The organism is Comamonas fluminis (assembly GCF_019186805.1).
GTDB classification, from domain to species: Bacteria; Pseudomonadota; Gammaproteobacteria; order Burkholderiales; family Burkholderiaceae_C; genus Comamonas; species Comamonas fluminis.
Genome location: NZ_CP066783.1, coordinates 1,777,177 through 1,793,080 on the forward strand (window position 1 = coordinate 1,777,177; position 15,904 = coordinate 1,793,080).

20 protein-coding genes and 1 tRNA gene are annotated in these 15,904 nt (G+C 59.6%); 8 read left to right on the forward strand and 13 right to left on the reverse strand.

Annotation, left to right across the window (positions count from 1 at the left end; translation table 11 throughout):
• Nucleotides 1–915, reverse strand: coding sequence for a LysR family transcriptional regulator (locus tag JDW18_RS08495; protein ID WP_218243201.1), 915 nt, complete (start codon nt 913–915; stop codon nt 1–3).
• 160 nt (nt 916–1,075) lie between these two features.
• On the opposite strand from JDW18_RS08495, the gene JDW18_RS08500 reads away from it, so the two are divergent.
• The 8 genes from JDW18_RS08500 (at nt 1,076) to JDW18_RS22545 (ending at nt 9,189) form a co-directional block, all read left to right on the forward strand.
• Complete coding sequence (locus JDW18_RS08500) at nt 1,076–2,299, forward strand: CaiB/BaiF CoA transferase family protein (protein WP_218243826.1); 1,224 nt, start codon at nt 1,076–1,078, stop codon at nt 2,297–2,299.
• Entirely contained in the window at nt 2,296–3,276 is a 981-nt protein-coding gene (locus tag JDW18_RS08505; RefSeq protein ID WP_218243202.1) for a hydroxymethylglutaryl-CoA lyase, read from the forward strand. The genes JDW18_RS08500 and JDW18_RS08505 overlap by 4 nt, the downstream gene beginning before the upstream one ends.
• Nucleotides 3,277–3,356: 80 nt before the next feature.
• Nucleotides 3,357–4,343, forward strand: a complete 987-nt coding sequence (locus JDW18_RS08510; RefSeq protein WP_218243203.1) for a Bug family tripartite tricarboxylate transporter substrate binding protein — start codon at nt 3,357–3,359, stop codon at nt 4,341–4,343.
• A 214-nt stretch (nt 4,344–4,557) separates the two neighbouring features.
• Nucleotides 4,558–6,510: an excinuclease ABC subunit UvrC gene (gene uvrC / locus JDW18_RS08515; protein WP_218243204.1), complete on the forward strand. Its 1,953-nt coding sequence runs from the start codon at nt 4,558–4,560 to the stop codon at nt 6,508–6,510.
• A 59-nt stretch (nt 6,511–6,569) separates the two neighbouring features.
• Nucleotides 6,570–7,133, forward strand: coding sequence for a CDP-diacylglycerol--glycerol-3-phosphate 3-phosphatidyltransferase (gene pgsA / locus JDW18_RS08520; protein WP_218243205.1), 564 nt, complete (start codon nt 6,570–6,572; stop codon nt 7,131–7,133).
• Between the two features lie 405 nt (nt 7,134–7,538).
• Nucleotides 7,539–7,811 (forward strand): HU family DNA-binding protein, encoded by a 273-nt coding sequence (locus JDW18_RS08525; protein ID WP_218243206.1) that lies wholly within the window; start codon nt 7,539–7,541, stop codon nt 7,809–7,811.
• A gap of 16 nt (nt 7,812–7,827) precedes the next feature.
• A tRNA-Val gene (locus JDW18_RS08530) sits at nt 7,828–7,903 on the forward strand.
• 161 nt (nt 7,904–8,064) lie between these two features.
• Nucleotides 8,065–9,189: a site-specific integrase gene (locus JDW18_RS22545; protein WP_246610358.1), complete on the forward strand. Its 1,125-nt coding sequence runs from the start codon at nt 8,065–8,067 to the stop codon at nt 9,187–9,189.
• Here the strand turns inward: JDW18_RS22545 and JDW18_RS22550 are convergent.
• The 12 genes from JDW18_RS22550 to JDW18_RS08590 all read right to left on the reverse strand — a co-directional run bounded on the left by JDW18_RS22550 (nt 9,137) and on the right by JDW18_RS08590 (nt 15,848).
• Complete coding sequence (locus JDW18_RS22550) at nt 9,137–9,388, reverse strand: helix-turn-helix domain-containing protein (protein ID WP_246610360.1); 252 nt, start codon at nt 9,386–9,388, stop codon at nt 9,137–9,139. The two genes, JDW18_RS22545 and JDW18_RS22550, sit on opposite strands and share 53 nt — an antisense overlap.
• 14 nt (nt 9,389–9,402) lie before the next feature.
• Nucleotides 9,403–9,654, reverse strand: coding sequence for a hypothetical protein (locus tag JDW18_RS08540; protein ID WP_218243207.1), 252 nt, complete (start codon nt 9,652–9,654; stop codon nt 9,403–9,405).
• Nucleotides 9,651–10,634, reverse strand: a complete 984-nt coding sequence (locus tag JDW18_RS08545) for a phage Gp37/Gp68 family protein (protein ID WP_218243208.1) — start codon at nt 10,632–10,634, stop codon at nt 9,651–9,653. Before JDW18_RS08545 ends, JDW18_RS08540 begins: the two co-directional genes overlap by 4 nt.
• A gap of 44 nt (nt 10,635–10,678) precedes the next feature.
• A complete protein-coding gene (locus tag JDW18_RS08550) occupies nt 10,679–11,056 on the reverse strand; it encodes a hypothetical protein (protein WP_218243209.1) in 378 nt (125 codons plus the stop codon).
• 103 nt (nt 11,057–11,159) lie between these two features.
• On the reverse strand, nt 11,160–11,552 hold the full coding sequence (locus JDW18_RS08555; RefSeq protein ID WP_218243210.1) for a DNA translocase FtsK: 393 nt from the start codon (nt 11,550–11,552) through the stop codon (nt 11,160–11,162).
• Nucleotides 11,549–11,752 (reverse strand): hypothetical protein, encoded by a 204-nt coding sequence (locus tag JDW18_RS08560; RefSeq protein WP_218243211.1) that lies wholly within the window; start codon nt 11,750–11,752, stop codon nt 11,549–11,551. The genes JDW18_RS08555 and JDW18_RS08560 overlap by 4 nt, the downstream gene beginning before the upstream one ends.
• 90 nt (nt 11,753–11,842) lie before the next feature.
• Complete coding sequence (locus JDW18_RS08565) at nt 11,843–12,277, reverse strand: hypothetical protein (RefSeq protein ID WP_218243212.1); 435 nt, start codon at nt 12,275–12,277, stop codon at nt 11,843–11,845.
• A gap of 3 nt (nt 12,278–12,280) precedes the next feature.
• Nucleotides 12,281–12,538 (reverse strand): hypothetical protein, encoded by a 258-nt coding sequence (locus JDW18_RS08570; protein WP_218243213.1) that lies wholly within the window; start codon nt 12,536–12,538, stop codon nt 12,281–12,283.
• The gene (locus JDW18_RS08575) at nt 12,535–13,827 is read right to left on the reverse strand and encodes a hypothetical protein (RefSeq protein ID WP_218243214.1); all 1,293 of its coding nucleotides are present in this window, start codon (nt 13,825–13,827) and stop codon (nt 12,535–12,537) included. Before JDW18_RS08575 ends, JDW18_RS08570 begins: the two co-directional genes overlap by 4 nt.
• Nucleotides 13,828–13,885: 58 nt before the next feature.
• Nucleotides 13,886–14,440: a hypothetical protein gene (locus JDW18_RS08580; protein ID WP_218243215.1), complete on the reverse strand. Its 555-nt coding sequence runs from the start codon at nt 14,438–14,440 to the stop codon at nt 13,886–13,888.
• 56 nt (nt 14,441–14,496) lie between these two features.
• Nucleotides 14,497–15,483, reverse strand: a complete 987-nt coding sequence (locus JDW18_RS08585; RefSeq protein ID WP_218243216.1) for a recombination-associated protein RdgC — start codon at nt 15,481–15,483, stop codon at nt 14,497–14,499.
• A 68-nt stretch (nt 15,484–15,551) separates the two neighbouring features.
• On the reverse strand, nt 15,552–15,848 hold the full coding sequence (locus JDW18_RS08590; RefSeq protein ID WP_246610362.1) for an excalibur calcium-binding domain-containing protein: 297 nt from the start codon (nt 15,846–15,848) through the stop codon (nt 15,552–15,554).
• Nucleotides 15,849–15,904: the final 56 nt, after the last annotated feature.

A 15,904-nucleotide genomic window follows, 5' to 3' on the forward strand; every position in this document is an offset into this window, starting at 1 on the left:
TCAGTCTTGAGGGAGTTCGGCGGGCAGGCACAGGTGCTCTGCCAGCAATTGGGCCACGGGCGAGAGCGCATCTTGCGAGCGCACGCACAGCATCAGCTGGCGCTCGGCCCAGGGCTCATCCAGCCGTATGCAATGCAGGGGCAGCGCGCCCATGTAAATGCGGGCGCTGCCTTCGGGAAGAATGCCAATGCCTAGACCCGAGGCAACCATCAGGCATAGCGCGTCATAGCCCGTCACTTTCATGCGCAGACGTGGCTGCAAGCCCTGGTCGGCAGCGGAGCGGGTGATGAGGTGGTTGAGTGCGCTGTCTGCGTGCATGCCAATCAGGTCATGCGCAACGACTTGCTCCAGCCTCAGGCTGTGCTTGCGCGCCAGCGGGTGCGCTTGCGGCACAACCACGGCCAGCCGGTCACGCCGGTAGGGGCGCAGACTGACCCGGCTGCCATAGCTGCCGCGGTTGAGCAGGCCGATGTCGGCTTCGTTGTCGGCCACGGCGCGGGCAATATCGGTGCTGACGCGCTCCTGCAGCCGCACATCCACCAGTGGGTGCTGGCTCATAAAGCTTTGCAGCTGCGCGGGCAGAAACTGCGTGATGCTGGAAATATTGGCCATCACGCGCACATGGCCGCGCAGGCCTTGCGTGCCGCCCTGTGCGTAGTCCCGCATCTGCGTGGCGATGCCGTCCATTTCATTGAGCACACCCCGAGCCATGTTCAGCAGCGCAAAGGCGGCGGCCGTGGGCGTGCTGCCGCGGTTGCTGCGGGTGAATAGCTCCACCTGCAGCTGATCTTCCAGCTCCGCCAGACGGCGGCTGGCGGCAGAGGGCGCAATGTGTTCGCGCGCGGCTGCGCGGGCGATGGCGTTTTCTTCCATCACGGCCACAAACAGGCGCAGGGTGATCGGGTCCAGCTTCATGAGGCCGTAATTATCCGCCCGGCTATGCCCAAATGCGATGGCAGCTTCGCATTTCAGCGTTATGACGCGGCAGGCTTACAAGGCAAGATGGCTTAAACGCCGCTTTGCACCCCATGAGTCAACGCAAAGCGGCACAGCCAAAAGAGACAACGTCATGACGATGAATATCAAAGACCCCGCCACACAAACGACCACGCCGCGCGCGCTGGAGGGCGTGAAAGTGGTGGAAATGGGCCAGCTGATTGCGGGCCCCTTCTGCGGCAAGACTCTGGGCGAGTTTGGTGCCGATGTCATCAAAATCGAAGCGCCGGGCACTGGCGACCCATTGCGCAACTGGCGCTTGATTAAAGAGGGTACTTCCGTCTGGTGGCAGGTCCAGTCACGCAACAAGCGATCGGTAGCCCTCGATTTGCGTCAGAAAGAAGCCCAGGATGTGGCGCGCCAACTGATCGCCGAGGCCGATGTGCTGGTCGAGAACTTTAGACCCGGCACGCTGGAGGGCTGGGGCATGTCGCCCGAAGAGTTGCACGCCATCAACCCCGGGCTGGCGATTTTGCGCATCTCGGGTTACGGCCAGACAGGCCCTTACCGTGACCTTCCCGGTTTTGGTGTGATTGGCGAAGCCATGGGCGGCCTGCGCCACCTGACGGCTGAACCGGGGCGTGTGCCGGTACGCGTGGGTGTCTCGATTGGTGACACGCTGGCGGCGCTGCATGGCGTGATCGGCGTGATGATGGCGCTGTACCACCGCAAAGTGAATGGCGGCCCCGGCCAGGTGATTGATGTGGCCCTGCATGAGGCCGTGTTCAACATTATGGAAAGCCTGATTCCCGAATACAGCGCCTTTGGCGCCGTGCGTGAGGCCGCAGGCAGTGCGCTGCCGGGCATTGCGCCGTCCAACGCCTACCCCTGCCAAGACGGCTGGGTGCTGGTGGCGGGCAATGGTGATTCCATCTTCAAGCGATTGATGGCCGCGATTGGCCGCCAGGATTTGGCTGATGCCCCAGATCTGGCCGATAACGCTGGCCGTGTAAAGCGTGTGGCCGAAATCGATGCAGCCATTGGTGCATGGACGGGTGTGCGCAGTGTGCAGGCCGTGATGGATGAACTGGGTGCGGCACGCGTGCCCGCAGGCAAGGTCTATACCGCCAAGGACATTGCCGAGGACCCGCATTACCGTGCCCGCGAGATGATTCTGACCCAGCGCACGCGTGATGGTTTTGAGGTGGAAGTGCCTGGCGTGGTGCCCAAGCTGTCGCTGACGCCAGGCACTGTGCGCAGCAGCGCCCCCCACGTGGGCGACGACACCGATGCTGTGCTGGCCGAAATTGGCCTGAGTGCCGAGCAGATCGCCCAGCTGCGCGAGAAGGGCATCGTGCAATGAACACGCTGAATATCTGGAACGGCGCGGGCCGCCGCATCTATATCAACGAAGTTGGCACACGCGACGGTCTGCAGATGGAGGCCGCCTTTGTGCCCACCGAAGACAAGATTGCGCTGGTCAATGCGCTGTCTGAAGCAGGCCTGTCCAAGATCGAAGTGACGGCCTTTGTCTCGCCCAAGGCCATTCCAGCCCTGCGTGATGGTGAGATCGTGATGCGCGAAATCACACGCCGCCCCGGCACCATCTACACGGCCCTGGTGCCCAATGTGCGGGGCGCGGAGCGTGCGATTGATGCGCACACCGATGAGCTGAATCTGGTCATGTCGGTCAGCGAGACGCACAACCTCTGCAATCTGCGCATGCAGCGCAGCCAGTCGTTTGAGGCGCTCAAGCAGGTGATTGCCACGGCGCAGCAGGCGCAGACGCCGGTCAATGTGTCGCTGTCCTGCTGCTTTGGTTGCCCTATGGAGGGTGATGTGCCGCAGGCTGAGGTACTGGACTGGGTGCAGCGTTTTGCCGATCTGGGCGTGCAGGGCATCACGCTGTGCGACACCACGGGCATGGCCTACCCAACGCAGGTGCATGCCATGGTTGCAGCCTTCAAGGCACGCTGGCCGCAGCTGGGTGTAACGCTGCATTTTCACAATACGCGCGGCATGGCGCTGGCCAATGTGCTGGCTTCCATTGATGCCGGGGCTGATCGCTTTGATGCCTCTATTGGCGGTCTGGGCGGCTGCCCCTATGCGCCCGGAGCTTCGGGCAATGCCTGCACCGAAGAAATCGTGCACGCGCTGCAGCTCATGGGCTACGACACCGGCACCGACCTGGCCCAGATTGTGGCCGCGGCACGTGCGCTGCCTGCGCTGATTGGGCATGAAACGCCCAGCCAGATCGTCAAGGCCGGTACGCGCTGGGAGTTGCACCAGCCGCCTGCGGATTTTGCAGAGATCAAGGCACGGGCTCTGGCCAAAGCCTGAGCCCGTTTTTGAGAGCCACTGCACCAGCATCTTCGGGGGAAGGGGCTGGCGCAGAACAACATTCCCACAAGGAGACAAACATGACTGTTCAACGTCAACGCATTCACCTGCTGCTGGCCACTACGGCAGCGGCCTTCGGCTTTGCCTGTGGCCCGGTGGCTGCGCAAGGCAGCTACCCCAATAAAACTGTGCTAATGATCGTGCCTGCCGCCGCTGGCGGCACCACCGATCTGGCAGGGCGCATGGCCGCGCAGGCTCTTGCGCCGGTAATGGGGCAGTCCGTGGTGGTCGAGAACAAGGGTGGTGGCAATGGCGCCATTGCCGCCAATCTGGTCAAGCGTGCTGATGCCGATGGTTACACACTGCTGATGCAGTACTCGGGCTACCACGTCATCTCGCCCCACCTGACCAAGGCCAAGAGCTGGGAGCAAAGCGACTTTGCGCCGGTGGCCAATGTGCTGTCAGCCCCGCAGATCATCGTGGTGCGCGCTGAATTGCCTGTGAAGACCATGGCTGAACTGGTGGCCTATGCCAAGGCCCACCCTGGCAAGCTGAACTACGCATCTTCGGGCAATGGCTCGCTGCAGCATGTGACGGGTGCCATGCTGGAGCAGCAGGCCGGCGTGAAGATGGTGCACGTGCCCTACAAGGGCACAGGCCCAGCGCTGCAGGACTTGCTGGGCGGCCAGGTGGATTTGACCTTTGGCACCGCGCCGCCCTTCATGCCCCATGTGCAAAGCGGCAAGCTGCGCGTGCTGGCTGTTACAGGCAAGCAGCGCCTGCCCAGTCTGCCCAATGTGCCCACCACGGCTGAAGCGGGCTACCCCGGCGTGAACGCTACTTCCTGGTTTGCCGTGTTCGCGCCCAAGGCCACGTCGCAGCCTGTGATTGACAAGCTGACTGCCGATATCAAAAAGGTGGTCGAAGACCCTGCCTTCAAGAAAAAAGCCGAAGAGCAGGGTGCTGCGGCCGACTATATGAACCCGCAGCAACTGGGCGCCATGGTCAAGACCGAATACGCCAACTGGGCCCAGGTGGTGAAGTCCTCCAAGATCGAAGCCGAGTAATTTGAGCCGGGGCTGGTTACTATAAAAATAAGAGCTGGTAGCGTCTGTTTTGTATGGACATCAGATGAAAATTGATCTGAATTCCATTGAATCATTGCGCTATCAGCTCTTTTTATAGAAGTGGCTCAATCGCTGGGCTCAGTTGCTTGGGCGGGTTCAAGGGCTTGGCAACACCTGCTGCCAGGCAGGCCCGCATGCGCTGACAATAGCGTTCATGTCTTCCACGCACTCCGCTGAACTGCTGGCCCAAGTGGCTGCGCTGCCGCCGCTGCCCGGTGTTTATCGCTATTTCGACGCTGCAGGCACTTTGCTCTACGTGGGCAAGGCCATCAACCTCAAGCGCCGCGTCTCCAGCTATTTTCAGAAAGACCATGGCGGCACGCGCATAGGCCACATGGTCAGCAAGATTGTGCGTCTGGAGACTACGGTGGTGCGCTCCGAGGCGGAGGCGCTGCTGCTGGAAAACAACCTCATCAAGACGCTGCACCCCAAGTACAACATCTTGTTCAGGGATGACAAAAGCTACCCCTATCTGAAGATTACCGGAGTGGCCCACAGGGATGGCAAGGAGGGCGAGCCTGCGTTCCAAGAGTTCCCGCGCATTGCCTACTACCGTGGCGCGGTGGATAAAAAGCACCGCTACTTTGGCCCGTACCCCAGTGCCTGGGCGGTCAAGGAAAGTATTCAGTTGCTGCAAAAAGTCTTTCGCCTGCGCACCTGTGAAGACACGGTTTTTGCCAATCGCTCGCGCCCCTGTCTGCTCTATCAGATCAAGCGCTGCACCGGCCCCTGCGTGGACATGATCTCGCCAGAAGCCTATGCGCTGGATGTGCGCAATGCCGAAGCCATGTTGCGCGGTGAAACCAGTGAGCTGCTGCAGCAACTGGAGACGCGCATGATGGCGTATTCTGAAAAGCTCGAATTCGAGCAGGCTGCCGAAGTGCGCAATCAGCTCACGGCCCTGTCACGCGTGCTGCACCAGCAGGCCATCGAAACCACGGACGACAAGGATGTCGATATCCTGGCCGTCAAGGTGCATGGCGGGCGTGCCTGCGTCAACCTGGCCATGGTGCGCGGCGGGCGGCATTTGGGTGACAGGCCTTACTTTCCGGCGAATCTGGGCGATGCAAGCTCTGTGTATTCCAGCGAGGAAGAGGTGGATGCAGCGGCAGTCGCCAAGCCGGTGGAAGAGCAGGTGCTGGAAGCCTTTGTCGCCCAGCACTATGTGGGCGTGGCTGTGCCGCCCACGCTGATCGTCAGCCATGCCGTCGATAAAAAGCTGGTGGCGTTGCTGACCGAGCAAAGCGGTCTGCGCATTACCGTGGTGCAGCAGCCGCGTGAACAGCGCCGCATCTGGCTGGAGATGGCGCAAAAGAACGCCGATATTCAGCTGGCGCGCTTGCTGGCCGAGGAAGGCTCTCAGCAGGCGCGCACGCGCGCACTGGCCGAGGCGCTGGACTTGCCTGTCGATAACCTGGATGAGCTGAGCATTGAGTGCTTTGACATCTCGCACACCAGCGGAGAGAACACCAAGGCGTCCTGCGTCGTCTTTCATCATCACAAGATGCAAAGCAGCGATTACCGCCGCTTCAATATCGAAGGCATCACTGGCGGCGACGACTATGCCGCCATGCGCCAAGTCCTCACGCGCCGCTACAAACCCGTGGCCGATGCACAGCGCGAGGCAGGCGGCGCAGAGCTGACGGGCAAGCAGCCGCGCCTGCCCGATCTGGTGCTGGTCGATGGCGGCAAAGGCCAGGTCAGCATGGCGCGGGAAGTCTTTACGGAACTGGGTCTCGATCTGTCGCGCATTGTGGGTGTAGAAAAAGGCGAGGGCCGCAAGGTTGGCCTGGAAGAGCTGGTCTTTGCCGATGGGCGCGAGAAAATCTATCTGGGGCACGACTCCGCTGCCCTCATGCTGGTGGCGCAGATTCGTGATGAGGCCCACCGTTTTGCCATCACCGGCATGCGTGCTGCACGGGCCAAGGTGCGCACGGGCAGCAGCAGTCTGGAAGAAATACCCGGCGTAGGTCCTAAAAAGCGTGCACGGCTGCTGCAGCGATTTGGCGGCGTGCGCGGCGTGCAGGATGCCAGTGTTGAAGACCTGATGACGGTGGAAGGCATCTCCGTCACACTGGCTGAAGAAATCTACCGTGCTCTGCACTGAAAAGTGAGCGAGATCATGAATCCGCACCAGCGCTGCGCGCCCGTGACACAATGACGCCCATGTTCTTCACCATCCCTACTGTGCTGACCCTGACGCGGATTGTAGCAATCCCGCTCATCGTCGGGGTGTTCTATGCGCCATTGGATCAGCCCACGCGCAATCTTGTCGCAGCCATCATGTTCATGGCCTTTGCCGCGACAGACTGGTTTGACGGCTACCTGGCACGAAAACTCAATCAGACCTCAGCATTCGGTGCTTTTTTAGACCCGGTTGCCGATAAATTTCTGGTCTGTGCCTCGCTGCTGGTGCTGGTGCATTTGCAGCGCACCGATGTGTTTGTGGCGCTCATCATCATTGGCCGGGAGATCGCAATCTCGGCGCTGCGCGAATGGATGGCCCAGATCGGTGCCAGCAAAAGCGTTGCCGTGCACATGATCGGCAAGGCCAAGACGATGGCGCAGATGGTCGCCATTCCCTTCTTGCTCTATGACGGTGTCGTGTTTGGTGTGATTGATACAGGCGTCTGGGGCCAGTGGCTGATCTGGATCGCCGCCGTGCTCACTGTCTGGTCGATGGTGTACTACATGCAAAAAGCCTTGCCTGAAATTCGGACGAGGCTCTGAGACAGTCTGAAAAACATCCAAAGCGCTTGTTCATCAAGCGCTTTTTGCTATATTTTGCATAGCAAGTCTCATTGCCAACTGAATTTTGAGGGCCTTCCATAGGCCGGAGCTCTGGCTAATGGGACTGTCGTTTTTGTCAATCCTTGTCAATCCGTGAAGCCGGTAGCGCACGATCGTTTAAAAAAGCCAACGCCAAGCCCTAAACCTGCGTGAAAACCGCATAGAATCTGGCTCTGTCGCTGGGATGCGCAGCGCGAATCGGCACTTGAACGTGCAGGGTTCGGCTCTCGGAGAAAGACCAGAGCCTGATCACTGACATGGTGCTCGTCGCGACTGGTTTCTGCTTGTGCAAGGTTTGCGTACGTACAGAGACATTCCATTTACATATTTCTCGAGAGGCATCTTGTGAATAAAACCGAACTGATTGAGCACATCGCTAACAACGCCGATATTTCCAAGGCCGCTGCTGCGCGTGCACTGGACTCCACAATCGACGCAGTGAAGAAAACACTGAAAAAAGGTGGTACAGTATCGCTTGTTGGTTTTGGCACATTTGCTGTTGGCAAGCGTGCAGCCCGTACTGGTCGTAACCCACGTACCGGCGCAACCATCAAGATCAAGGCAGCCAAGGTGCCAAAATTCCGTCCGGGCAAAGCATTGAAAGATGCTCTGAACTGACAAACAGTTTGAAGTGGGGTCCTTAGCTCAGTTGGTAGAGCGGCTCCTTTACACGGAGTAGGTCGGCGGTTCGAGACCGTCAGGACCCACCACTTAAAGACGAAAGAAATCAAGGGCTTAGAGAAATCTAAGCCCTTTTTCTTTGCCTATCTCACCGGCTCAATTGGCCGTCACAAGCCGCCTTTACCAGCCCAAAATCGTTGCCTACCAGCTTTGCGCGGATTAGTATGGCGCCTCTTTTTAGGAAGCAGGTATGGCAGGCAAGAAGCAATTCCCCAATGGCTCGTGGCAGTACACGTTCAAGCGCAAGGACGTGCTGGATAAGCCTCTGTACCTCACGTTTTCCACAGAGAAGGAAGGTGACGAATATGCAGCCAAGCTGGAGGCACTGCTTGCGCGAGGCATCGTTCCCCTGGAGCACCAAATCTCCGAAAGTGTTCTCACGATTAAAGACCTGATACAGGAATATGAACGGGATGCACACCCGTCAGCTAAAGATATTTCCGCGCTCAACACAATCGTGAAGGACCTTGGCCCGACGCGATTGGCAGACATCAATGCGGCTTGGGTGGACCACTGGATCTCGATGATGAAGCGTATCGACAAGATCGCACCCACCACGATCCAGTGGAAGGTTGGAGCACTTGCTCGTGCCACAGACTGGGGGATGCGCAAGGGACTCTTGACGATGCCGGATCATGCACTGCGCTCTCTTCCTAGTGGCTATGCCCAGTACACAAAAGCTGATGCTGCTGTTGCGGGTGTGTCGCGTAAGGACAACGAGAGAGATAGACGCCTTGAGCATGGCGAGTGGGAAAAAATTTTGGAAGTGCTGGCAGCCGGAGTGCTGCCGCGTAGCCAGCGGCAGTTGCTGCTGACAGGGCGCAGAGACAAAACAGCCTTGAAGTGCATCATGGTGCTGGCTGTGGAGTCGGCCATGCGGATGCGCGAAATGTTCACTCTGCGCTGGAGTCAGGTCGCGCTGGATAAAAAGACCATCTTTCTGGATAAGACCAAAAACGGAGACAAGCGACAAGTGCCCTTGTCTTCGATTGCTCTGGCCGAACTGCGCGCGTTCAGGCCAGAAAATGCCAATCCCACCGCGCTGGTGTTCCCTTTCTTGGAAGGGGATGAATCGGCTAAATCGCTAAACAGCACGACGGATTTTCTTTCGCGGCTGTGGGTCAATATTTTTAAGCAAGCTGGTGCGCAGGGGCTGCTTTTCCATGATCTGAGACACGAAGCGACTAGCCGGCTGTTTGAGCGAACCAGCCTCAGTGAAACACAGATCATGAAAATCACAGGTCACAAGAGCCACCGCATGCTTATGCGGTACGCAAACCTGCGTGGATCGACGCTGGCCGATGCCCTTTGGTGAGTCGAGCAGCGGTCTGGTCAAGAATGACTTTTTCTGCATAACGCTCTACGTCTGCTGTTCGCATGACGTAGGCGCGCCCGATACGGCCTGCAGGAAGGTCGCCGGTTGCGATGAGCTTTTCAATGGTAGACGCATGCACCTTGAGGATTTCTGCGGCTTCCTTCACAGAGCAGGTTACGGGCTTATTTTGCTTGGTCATGGTGCTATCAAAAGTTAAGCCCCTTGCGGGGCTTTTTGATTCTTGGGGACTGAAGTAGGTGCGGCCAGCCTCCGTGGGCTGGTGCTCAATGCCAGCGAGCATGCCCAGGCGGTGGAGCGCGTGGCGTGAACTGTGCTGTTGGCCTTGGATGCGGTGCTGTTTCGGGTGAGGCTCACACCCAGTGCGCGCCCATCGACTGCGTTGTGCAGCATGGTGCGCTGGGCGCGGGATAGCTTGGGTGGTTTCATGCTGGCGCTGGTGGTCATGTGACCGGGAACTCGTCCCAGGTGCGGCCATCGAGCAGGCGGCCTGCGGCTTTCTTGCCCACCCTGAAAGAGCAATGACCTTCCGGCCACTCGTGCTGTGTAGCGTCGACAATCGCGTCATATCCAAGGTCGTTGCCATGCTCGGCGTAGCCTGGGCTCCAATCACCCCATTGCTTGAACAGGAACGGTACGTTCGCCGCTGCGCACTGATCGCGCAGGGAGCGCGCCCAGCCGGGGTGCATGGGTCGAGCGCCTGGGCCTGTTTCGCCGCCGACGATCACCCAGTCCACTGGCTTTTCGCCATTGTCCAAATGAATGTCGTACAGGTATGGAACCAAGTTCACCGGCCCCAGCAGCGGCTCCATGCTCAGAAAGCGCACCTTGGCAGGCATGGCCAGCAGCTTGGGAATGTCGCGGTCAGCCTCTTCCTGATTCACGACCGTGGCGCCAAGCCAGACATTGGGCAGCGGCATCATGTCCAGCAGGCTCAGGTCTGGGTCACTGCCGTGCGCCAGCTCGGCCAGCATGGGCTTCACGTTGCCAATGCGCTTTGTCAGCAGCAACCAATCAAGATTGGAAGTCTGAGCAATCAAGCTGAAAAGATCAGCGCGCCATTGCGGGTCCACCGCGTTGTCGAACACATCGGCCAGCGAGGCGCAGAAGACGCGCGGCCGGCGCGGCTTGATGAAGCCCTTGGCAATCAGTTCGTCATCGGTCAGGTCGGGGTGTTCCTTCTTGAAGCCGTCCCAGGCAGCCTGCAGCAGCTCTGCCTGCTTGTTCCACTTCAGCGGCTTGTTCCAGTTGCTGGCGCTGGTGCGGCGGCGCGGCGCGCCCGGCCCAAAGTTCACGGACTGACCGCCCGCGAAGCGTGCGTTGCGAAGCTCGGCATAGCAGTTTTTGCAGCCTGGGCCAACTTCCTGGCAGCCTTCCCAGGGGTTAAACGTGTGGTCGGTCCACTCGATCTTTGTGTTTTCAGCCATGTGGCGCTCCAAAAAAGAACCCCGCACTGGGCAGGGTGTCTGGGTTACTGTTCGGTGGCTTCCGGCTGCTTTTCGCGGAAGACGATCTTGGTTTTCTGGCCTGGCTCCTTGATGGCCACGCATTCCAGCTCTGGCGGCTTCGGGTCCAGCTTCCACTCTGGCGGTTCGACGTAAAGCCCAGCCAGTACCAGCAGCGGAATGCAAGCGCGACCAGCGTCAGTCAGGCGAATGGTCGCGCCCTCGTTGGTGAGCTCGTCCTGCTTGACGCGCTCCACGATACCTTTGCGCTCCAGAGCCTGGAAGGTGCTGAGCAGTGCCCAGCTAGAGCCGAAGTGATGGATATTGCACATGCACTGGATCTGGCGGTGACTGATGGTCAGTGCGAATGCAGTGCTGGTGACGTAATCGCGAAAGTTGCTCATTGGCATGGTCCTAAAAAGCAGAACCCCGCTCAGTGGCGGGGCTCAAAGTCGTCAAAGTCAGGGACAGGCGCTCGCTTGTCGCGGCGCTGACGGGTGCGGCGGCTCATGTTTCAACTTTCCTTGGTGGAGAAAAGCCGCGCATGGCCTCGTAGGTATCGCGCGCGATGATTACTGCGTCCTGTTGCAGTAGGTAGGCGGCCAGCTCCTCCTTGGTGGGCACCTTGCGGGCGAGCTGGGCCTCCAGCTCTGCGATGCGGGCCCGGAGCTGCGCTATGTGGCGTGCCTGAACCTTTTCAATGCAACGGCCCGCGTAGTCGGTGATGTGACCATCGCTGATCATCTGCTCCAACAGGTCTTCGGCGTGGTGGTAGCTGGTAACCAGCTTGCGCTGCAGAAACGACACGCTGGCTTTTTGCTTGGCCAGTGCGACTGCTTCAATGTACTGATCCTCGCGCCCACGGGCCGAGTCAATCAGAGGGTTGTCTGGGGTGCTCACGCTTGGCCTTTCTGCGCTTGGGCGCGCTGTGCTGCCTTGAGGCCGCTTTCCCATTGGTCGATGTAACCAGCCATGTAGGCATGCTTCGCCCACAAGGGCCATTGCTCCCAGTGTTGGCCCAGCCACATAGACTTGCCTTGGGATCGTGCGCGTCGGCCCAAGGCCTCAAACCAGCGTTTGCCCGCGAGTCGTTTAGCCATGCTGCGCTCCTTCCTTGGCTGCTGCCGGGTACATCCACCACGGGAGCGGTGGGATGCCTGCTCGAATTGGGGGAGAGGTATCGCTTCCCATCACTCACCCCCTTGCGCAGCCTGGTCTGCGCGCTGTGCGTCTTCTTCCTCTGCTGCGATTTCTTCAAGCTGCTCAGGTGTGAAGTCATCGGCAGTCAGTGCATAAGAGACGACACCGGTGACTTGATAGAAGCGCGGCGATGGGCATTCGGCAAGCCACTGCTCAAGTAAGGCTTGCAGCTTCGCCTTGTGCTCTGGCGTGACCTCGGGATAGTCCACAGCCCATTCGCCGCCGAAGTCGTAGGCGCGCTCGGCAATGTCTTCGATCACGTTGCCAGCATCGGCAAGGCTGCTCATCGTTGGTAACTGGGCAGTGCCGCGCCAAACCTTGTGGCCCGGACGTAGCTCATCGCCACGACTGTCCAGCAAGTCGCCCAAGCTGTCGTAGGTGAATTCTTCGCCGTCCACAGACCAGCATTCTTTTGTGTCGCTCATGATTTAGTTCCCCTTTGCTGCCGCGATAGAGGCGCGGTCGATGCTTATCCAGTTGGTGTAGAAGCCTTTGCCCCATGTGATCGTGTAAAGCACGCACAGAGCAAAGATTCCCCATTGCTGGGTTTCCCAGGCTGCATAGAACCAGAATGGCTGGCCGACGAGGCCGAAGACAGAGGCCCAGCGGCGGCGCGCGGCCATGGTTGATTGAGAAAGCGCCACGGCTGTGACGCCAAACAGTGCGATGAATAGCTGGGTGATCACAGGAGCGCTCCCTGCACTTCTGCATCGCGCCGGTTGTAGCCATGGCGATAGCCGCGCTGATAGTCAGACTCCGCATCCCGCGCGTCTGCCTGCTGGGGTGCTGCAGATGCAGTCGCGGCCACTGTCTTGCGCGCATCGCTCTCAATGCAGTAGAGCTGCAGAATTTCGTCCACGACAGCGGTATCTCCTGCATACCAACGCTGGCCCAGCTCCTGCAAATGGCCCTCAAGCTGCCGCAGCATTTCCGAGTAGCCGGGGTCTGTTCGCTTGATGACACGCTGCACCTGAGAGAACAGGCCGCGATAGTTCACCTTCATGCCGCTGTGATCTGAGGCCAGCAGCTTCACCGCCAGCGCCTGTCCGCCAGTAGCCAGCAGGGTGCGCAGTTGCTGCTCTGTGTGGAGCTGCTCCCATTCGTGCTCAGGTCGCTCCGCGCCGCGTCTGCGCTCTGTGTACGTCCACGGGTAATGTCCAATCATCCCCGGCTCTGAGCGATAGCGAGTGCGCCACGCCACAGGCTCTGGAAGTGCTACTGGTGCGGCAACCTGTTGATTTTGTTGAGCTATGGGATTTCCCATATCTGCTTCACGGGTGGAGGCAAGTTTTCGCACAATGGCGGCGACCTCATCAATCCGGGCATCATCTTCTGGCGTGCAGTCGATGCGATCTAGCATCACAAGTGCAGCATCTGCGTCAGCGTTTCCTGTCCATTGCAGCCCCTCCACTGGCGCGGCTGCTGGAGGCGCTGCCGGTGTGGCGGCAAGCCTTGCATAGACCTGTGCGCGGAGAGCGGGCACACGTTCGTCGCGCAGCCGCTCAAATCGTTGGTACACGTCCTCCGGCATAGCCTTACCCATGTATTCTTGATGGAGGCGATTTTTGGTGCACTCAGCCTGAACCAGATCTTCAACCAGCATCCATGTTGTCAGCTCTGCCAGATCATCAGGCACTGCCACGGCTGCGGGCGAAGCCAGCACAGGGGCTGGCTCCTGAATCTGGTGCGGGCACTGGGCAGCCATAGCTTGCCCTGCTGCTTGGCCCAGTTCAAACGCATCCTGTAGTTGTTTGCGCAATATTTCATCAAACGCATCACTGGCCGCGATGCAAGTAGCCATGGACGTTGGCTCGCTCTCCTGGCCTGTAGAGCCAGCAGGCAGTTTCCATCCGTAAGTCTTGACCCGATTGATCGAATACGCGATGACATGCTTTTCATGTGCTGCTTCGACCTCCATGGCCATGGCTTCGATGATGACCTCGCGAGGTGTTGGCAGTTCAGTGGTGTTGGTCATGGTTTCGGTGGCTCCCAGAATGAGAAAAGCCCGCGGCGGCGGGCTGGGGTGTTGGTGGTTAGGCGAGGCGCATGGAGGCCAGTAGTGCCGCCTCTTCAAGCCAGGGCGCATTGCCACAGGTTTCAAAATGCCAATAGGCGGGATCACCGGGTGCCGCGGCGACCAGGCGGGCTTGCATACTCATTCCGCCTAGCCAGCTGATCCATCCGCCATCCGACTCAAGCCACCATGTCATCGAGCCAATCTGGCGGCTTTCGTGTTGATAGCTCGCGATGGATTCCAGGGCTTCAGGAACTCCAGTCGAGTAGCCGTAGGCGCGCACGTAGCGGCCTTCACCGACTTTCAGTGTTGATCCCCAACGTATGGGCGTGCCCTTTGTTTTGGGGTGTTCGCCTGCCAGTGCGATGTTGAGCATCAGCGTATGGCCGTTGTCGAGGTCAATGTGCTTCGATAGATCGGCAGAACGGCCATTGTTGAGAAGGAGGCAAGCGCTCCATCCGTCCATGCTGCCGGCGCCGCGCGCGTAGGTGGAGCTGCATTGCCAGTCGGCAGTGCTGCCGCCATGGGCGTCAACCCAAGCAATTTCTTTGTGAGGAGTGTGAATGTTGCTCATGGTGGCTCCAGAAAGCAAAAAGCCCGCTCTATGGCGGGCACGGGGGGAATGGGTGCTTAGAACGGGCTTTCGCCTGGGGAGGTGTCAGTCGGCGCGGCTTTCGGGCCGGTAGTGCTGGCGCTGGCAGCCAGTGATGCGGGCAGGTCACCCAGGCCGGTGCGACCTTCACCACCCAGCGCTTCAATCAGGTCAGGGATCAGGCGCGACAGCTCGCCGGTGGCAATGGTCACATCGGTATCGAAGCCGCTATCGTCCTGGCTGTTGCCATCCATGACCGCATCCAGCAGCGCGATGTTCTTGATCTGCAGGCCTTGGGTCAGCACAAAGCTCACGCGGTCATCCCAGGTCATGGCCAGCTTGGTCGGCAGCTTGCCGTGTTCGATGTGCTGGCGTACTTCATCAATGTCCAGTGGATGGCGGGCGTAGCGGACGACTGCCTTGGACTCGTCGGCCGCTTTCAGCTCCGTCTCGCGGTCGGCAGTGAAGCCCGCCGGCGGCTCCTGTGTCATCAGCCAGTGGGCCATGGCCGCTTGTGGGCTGGTCTGAGTGTCCAGTAGGGCCAGCGCGAATCCGGGCAGGCCTTCTACCAGCAGGGTGACCACCTCATCGGCGCGGCCCTGGGCACCGGTATCGAGCACCAGCGTGCGTGCCTGCGGATCGATCCAGACCCACATGCTGCCCTGCTTGGTAAAAGCCATGGGCAGCAGGTCCAGCTTGGCCTCGTCCTTGAGCTCGCGTTTTTCCTTCTTGCCCGGCTTGCGGCCCTCGGTCTTTTCGATGTGCTCGGCCTTCTCGTTGACCTTGCGATTGAGCACGCTGGCCGGCAGCACTTTGGCCTCAGTCATGAAGCGCATCACCCACTGACCGGCCACGGACTCAGCCAGCGGGCCATGTGGCTCGCCACGCGGCGGCACCCAGCCGACAGAACGCTCTTGGGTGGCTCCGCACTCTTCAAACACTGTTTTCTGCAGGGCATCCTCCAGCACCTGCAGGTCGCATTGCCAGCTTTCGGCAATGCGGTAAATGATCATGTTCTTGAACATTAGGACTCCAGAAATAGGAAAAGCCCGCTGGTGCGGGCTTTGATCGGCTGAATAGAAAAGGTGTCCTGCTAGCAGAGCTGGCGCTCGCAAGGGATACCGTCGTTGTCCCCGTCCATCTTGGTACCGGGGCAGTTGCGCAGGAAGAAGGTGGCTTCTTCACATGAGGTCATCTGCGAGCAATGCGTGCGCCCATCGCACTGGTATTTCGGCTTGGTGGGAGCGACGCTGCGTCCTACATCGATATCCCGAGGGCGCGGCTCGCTGAGGAGCTGAATTGCTGCAGCTTGCTGCTGCCGGGTCTGATAAGTGGTGTAAGCCTTCCAGGCTCCAACGGCAATCAGTGCATAGATGATCAATCGAAACAAGGTGGCCTCCTCCCGTATTTGAATGGAGGGCATCCTAGCGCAAGTGATCCAGGACC